This is a genomic window from Polaromonas sp. P1_G4 (assembly GCF_056405475.1).
Genome location: NZ_JBFUCA010000342.1, coordinates 1 through 4,641 on the forward strand (window position 1 = coordinate 1; position 4,641 = coordinate 4,641).

At 62.1% G+C, this 4,641-nt stretch carries 6 protein-coding genes; all 6 read left to right on the forward strand.

The genetic code is table 11. The annotated features are described in order from the left end of the window. The first annotated feature begins 118 nt into the window (after positions 1–118). Positions 119–706, forward strand: coding sequence for a Spy/CpxP family protein refolding chaperone (locus tag AC1D1X_RS16080; protein WP_457279238.1), 588 nt, complete (start codon positions 119–121; stop codon positions 704–706). A gap of 49 nt (positions 707–755) precedes the next feature. Beyond that, a complete protein-coding gene (locus tag AC1D1X_RS16085) occupies positions 756–1,250 on the forward strand; it encodes a cupredoxin domain-containing protein (RefSeq protein ID WP_477671440.1) in 495 nt (164 codons plus the stop codon). Positions 1,251–1,272: 22 nt separating this feature from the next. Further along, a complete protein-coding gene (locus AC1D1X_RS16090; protein WP_477671439.1) occupies positions 1,273–1,755 on the forward strand; it encodes a DUF411 domain-containing protein in 483 nt (160 codons plus the stop codon). Between the two features lie 11 nt (positions 1,756–1,766). Continuing rightward, positions 1,767–2,066, forward strand: a complete 300-nt coding sequence (locus tag AC1D1X_RS16095) for a copper-binding protein (RefSeq protein ID WP_477671438.1) — start codon at positions 1,767–1,769, stop codon at positions 2,064–2,066. A gap of 138 nt (positions 2,067–2,204) precedes the next feature. After that, the gene (locus tag AC1D1X_RS16100) at positions 2,205–3,602 is read left to right on the forward strand and encodes a TAXI family TRAP transporter solute-binding subunit (RefSeq protein ID WP_477671437.1); all 1,398 of its coding nucleotides are present in this window, start codon (positions 2,205–2,207) and stop codon (positions 3,600–3,602) included. A 162-nt stretch (positions 3,603–3,764) separates the two neighbouring features. Next, positions 3,765–4,641 (forward strand): ABC transporter permease (locus AC1D1X_RS16105; protein WP_477698646.1); only part of this gene is annotated, 877 nt, incomplete at its 3' end.

A 4,641-nucleotide genomic window follows, 5' to 3' on the forward strand; every position in this document is an offset into this window, starting at 1 on the left:
GCCCGACCCGGCCCGCCCCCAGCCTGGCAATCCGGCCGCACCTGCGGGCGGCACTGAAATCAATATCCGCAAACCCCAGGGCCATACCGGCCACTGACCCAGAACCWTGAGGAACACCATGAAAACCCAAAACGCTCTTAAATTGATAGCTGCTTGCGCTTTACTGTCGGGCGCTACAGCCCTGTTTGCCCAACATGGCCAGACGAGGGGTGAAAACCCCGCAGCAAGTCCCTACGCGGGCCAGCAAGCGCGCGGCATCAAAGCCCTGTCGGCGGCACAAACCGCTGACCTTCTGGCCGGCAAAGGCATGGAACAAGCCAAAGCGGCCGAATTGAACGGTTACCCGGGGCCCATGCACGTGCTGGAACTGGCCGGCCCGCTGGCGCTGAGCGCCGCGCAAAAGCAGGCCAGCGAAGCACTGATGAACCAGCACAAGGCCGAGGCCCGCGCGCTGGGCGCCAGGCTGGTGGAGGCCGAGCGTGACCTGGACAGCGCCTTTGCCGGCAGGCAGGTGAACGCGGCACAGGTTGATGCCCTGACCCGGCAGATTGGCCTGCTTCAAGCCCAGTTGCGTGCCTCGCACTTGCATACGCACTTGCAACAGGCAGGTTTATTGACACCGCAGCAGATAAACCTTTACGCGGATTTGCGCGGCTACAGCGATGCGCCGGGCACAGCGGCCGGGCATCCCGGGCACCAACATTGATTTGACTTTGAACTTTTGACTCTTTAACTTCATCCACAAGGACCACACCATGAACCCACTTACCGCCATTCTTGCCGCCGCCGTTGTTGCAGCTTCGGCCGCGCCGGCTTTCGCCCACGGCGATGCTGTCCACAGCCCCAGTGCTGCCCCGGCCCCGAAAGAGCAAAAGCCCTGGGGCATTGCGGGCGATGCCAGCGCAGCCACACGAACCGTCACGCTATCCATGGACGACAACATGCGGTTCACACCCGACAAGCTCTCGTTCAAGCAAGGCGAAACCGTGCGTTTTGAAATCCGCAATCGCGGCAAACTTTTGCATGAACTGGTGATCGGGACCCAAAAGAATCTCGACGAACACGCGGCGATGATGGTGAAGTTTCCGGGCATGGAGCACGACGAGCCCTACATGGCGCACGTGCCGGCGGGCAAGTCGGGCGGGTTGGTCTGGACCTTCAACCGCGCCGGCGAATTCGACTTCGCCTGCCTGATCGCCGGCCACTACCAGGCAGGCATGGTGGGCAAGATCACTGTTGCGGCCCGCTGATCCGTTCACACAAGGAGCACACATGATGCAAAGACGACAACTCATCCAGGTGACGGCCGCGATTGCAAGCGCCTCAGCCCTCACCCCGGCACTGTGGGCCCAGACCCAAGTACCCGTCGAAGTCTGGAAAGACCCTGACTGCGGTTGCTGCAAGGACTGGGTGGCGCACCTGCAGGCCAACGGGTTCCAGGTTCGCATTCACGACAGCGGCAACACGGCGGCGCGGACCCGGCTCGGCATCCCGGAAAAGCTCGGCTCCTGCCACACGGCGGAAGTCAGCCTGGCCGGCAAGCGCTACGCACTGGAAGGCCATGTGCCGGCCCGTGAGATCTACCGCCTGCTCAAAGAGAGCCCGCAGGCCGTAGGCCTGGCCGTTCCCGGCATGCCGGTGGGCTCGCCCGGCATGGATGCGCCGCTTTATGGCGGACGCAAAGACCCGTATGACGTGCTGCTGGTTCACCGCGATGGCAGTACCCGCATTTACCAAAGCTATCACCGCACCTGAAAGGATTCCCCATGAAACGTTTTAACCGCATAGGGGCTGCCCTCTTTGCCGTACTGGCCACGTCGCTTGCCCTGGCGCAGGCGGCCTTGCCGCCGACCGAAGGCGAAGTCCGCAAAGTCGACAAGGAGGCCGGCAAGATCACCCTCAAGCACGGTGAGATCAAGAACCTGGACATGCCCGGCATGACCATGGTGTTCCAGGTCAAGGACCCCGCGATGCTGGAAACCGTGAAAGCCGGGGACAAGGTCAGTTTCACTGTGGACAGGATCAACGGGACCTATACCGTGCTTTCCATCGAACCCCGCAAGTAAGCGCCCACCGGCACGATCGCCAATCCGCTCTCATTTTGATAGCTTCTTGCGCTTGTCCTGATTGGCCTGCAGGCCATTTTTACCAATAGACAAACTTTGCCTGCAGGCCGGCAGCGGCCCCATGCTATGGTTCGGCGCATGCCTAAAACCATTCGCTACACCCTGTTGTCCCTGCGCGATCTGTGGGTCTCCGCCGGCCCGTTCATCCTGCTGGCGGCGGCGCTGCTGGTATTGGCCTATTGGTGGCTGGACCCGAACCCGCCCAAGCGGGTAAGCCTGGCGACCGGCCCGGCGCAAAGCGCCTATGAAGAATTCGGCAAACGCTACGCCAAGGCGCTGGCTCAGGAGGGCATCCAGGTGGTCCTTGTGCCCTCGGAAGGCTCAGCCGCCAACCTGCAGTTGCTGCGCGAAGGCAAGGTGGACGTCGGTTTTGTCCAGGGCGGCACCAGCGACTACACCGCCCAGGATGAAGAAGACCTGTCGTCGCTGGGCAGCCTGTTTGTGGAACCGCTCTGGCTGTTCTACCGGGAAGATGCGGCGCGCAAAGTAGCTGCCGCGGCACGGGCCGCGAAGGCGCCAGGCAGCCGACTCGCCCCAAAGGCAGACTCCGCGGATACGGGCGAAGACGCCAGCCTCACATCGCTCACGCAATTGCAGGGCCTGCGCGTCAACCTGGGAACGCCAGGCAGCGGCGTCCCAAGCCTGATGGCGAAACTGTTCGACAGCAACCGCATCGATCCCGCTACGATGAAAGTGTCGAGACTGGAGCAGACGCCCGCGACCGTGGCCTTTCTGGGCGGGGAACTGGACGCGATTGTGTTCGCGTCCGCCCCGGAGTCGCTGATGGTGCAGATGCTGCTGCAAACCCCCGGCGTCAAGCTCATGAATTTTGCCCAGAGCGAAGCCTATTCGCGGCGCTTTGCATTTTTGACGCCGACCCGCCTGCCACGCGGCGTGGTGGATCTGGCGAGCAATATTCCGCCCGATGACGTACGGCTGGTCGCATCGACCACCTCACTTATCACGCGCTCCGGTATTCATCCCGCGCTGCAGCAGCTGCTGGCCCAGGCCGGCAACGACATCCATGGCGGGGCCGGCTGGTTCAAAAGCGCCCGCGAATACCCGAACCGCGACAACAGCGAATTGCCCATTGCCAAGGAGGCCGAGCGCGCCATCAAGAACGGCACCCCCGTACTGCAGCGCTACCTGCCCTTCTGGGTGGCCAACCTGGTCGAGCGGATGTGGCTGGCGATGGGCATCATCATCGCCATCATGCTGCCGCTGTCGCGCATCATCCCGCCGCTGTATGCCTTTCGTGTGCGTTCACGCATCTTCCGCTGGTACGGCCAACTGCGCGACATCGAAAACCGCGTGGAAATCTCCGGGGAAAACAGTGGCAACGCGGCCTTGCTGGAAGAACTCAACAACCTGGAAAGCCGCGCCGAAAAAATCACGGTGCCGCTGTCCTATACCGACGAGTTGTATGCGCTGCGCAGCAACATCCACCTGGTCCGCAAAAAACTGCAACGGCTTTAGAGCCGGTCGCGCCGCAAAGAGGCGCGCGGCACCTTAAAAGGGCAATGAAAAGCCCGATTCAGGGCAATTGCCGGGGCCACGCGGTTCTTTAACCCTAAAGTAAACCCCTGTGTCGGCATAGCAATTGCTCTGCTAGTATCGTCCGACACTTTTCTTTGGCCAATGCTTGCTTTTATTCTGCGCCGCCTGATCCAGGCCGTGATCGTGATGGTCGTGGTCGCCTTGATTGCCTTCATGCTCTTTCAGTATGTCGGTGACCCGGTGGTGTTCCTTCTGGGGCAGGACGCCACACCGGCGCAGATCCGGCAACTGCGCACCGACCTCGGGCTGGACCGGCCTTTTATCGTCCAGTTCTGGCATTTCCTGGTCAACGCCGCGCAGGGCGAATTCGGCTTGAGCCTGCGACAGGGCGCCAAGGTATCGCGCCTGATTTCCGAACGTTTTCCCGCGACGCTGGAGCTTGCGCTGGTGGCGGCCGTTTTGGCCTTGCTCATCGGTATCCCGATGGGCGTCTATTCGGCGCTGCGCCGCGGCTCGTTCCTGAGCCAGGTGTTCATGACGGTGTCACTGCTGGGTGTTTCATTGCCCAYTTTCCTGATCGGTATCCTGCTGATCCTGGTGTTCGCCGTGGGCCTGGGCTGGTTCCCGAGCTTTGGCCGTGGCGAGACAGTGCAGATCGGCTGGTGGAGCACAGGCCTCTTCAAGGCCGACGGCTGGCACCACATCGTCCTGCCGGCCGTGACGCTGGCGGTCTTTCAGCTCACGTTGATCATGCGGCTGGTGCGCGCCGAAATGCTGGAGGTATTGCGCACCGACTACATCAAGTTCGCACGGGCGCGCGGCCTGCCCGACCGGGCCATCCATTTCGGCCATGCCTTGCGCAACACGCTGGTGCCGGTAATGACCATTACCGGTCTGCAACTGGGCGGGTTGATCGCCTTTGCCATCATCACCGAAACCGTCTTTCAATGGCCCGGCATGGGCCTGCTGTTCATCCAGGCGGTGACCTTTGCCGACATCCCCGTCATGGCCGCTTACC

Bases quoted from the DNA above. Each gene is read 5' to 3' on its own strand.
- AC1D1X_RS16080 (WP_457279238.1), top strand. From the start codon at position 119: ATGAAAACCCAAAACGCTCTTAAATTGATAGCTGCTTGCGCTTTACTG.
- AC1D1X_RS16090 (WP_477671439.1), top strand. From the start codon at position 1,273: ATGATGCAAAGACGACAACTCATCCAGGTGACGGCCGCGATTGCAAGC.
- AC1D1X_RS16085 (WP_477671440.1), top strand. From the start codon at position 756: ATGAACCCACTTACCGCCATTCTTGCCGCCGCCGTTGTTGCAGCTTCG.
- AC1D1X_RS16095 (WP_477671438.1), top strand. From the start codon at position 1,767: ATGAAACGTTTTAACCGCATAGGGGCTGCCCTCTTTGCCGTACTGGCC.
- AC1D1X_RS16100 (WP_477671437.1), top strand. From the start codon at position 2,205: ATGCCTAAAACCATTCGCTACACCCTGTTGTCCCTGCGCGATCTGTGG.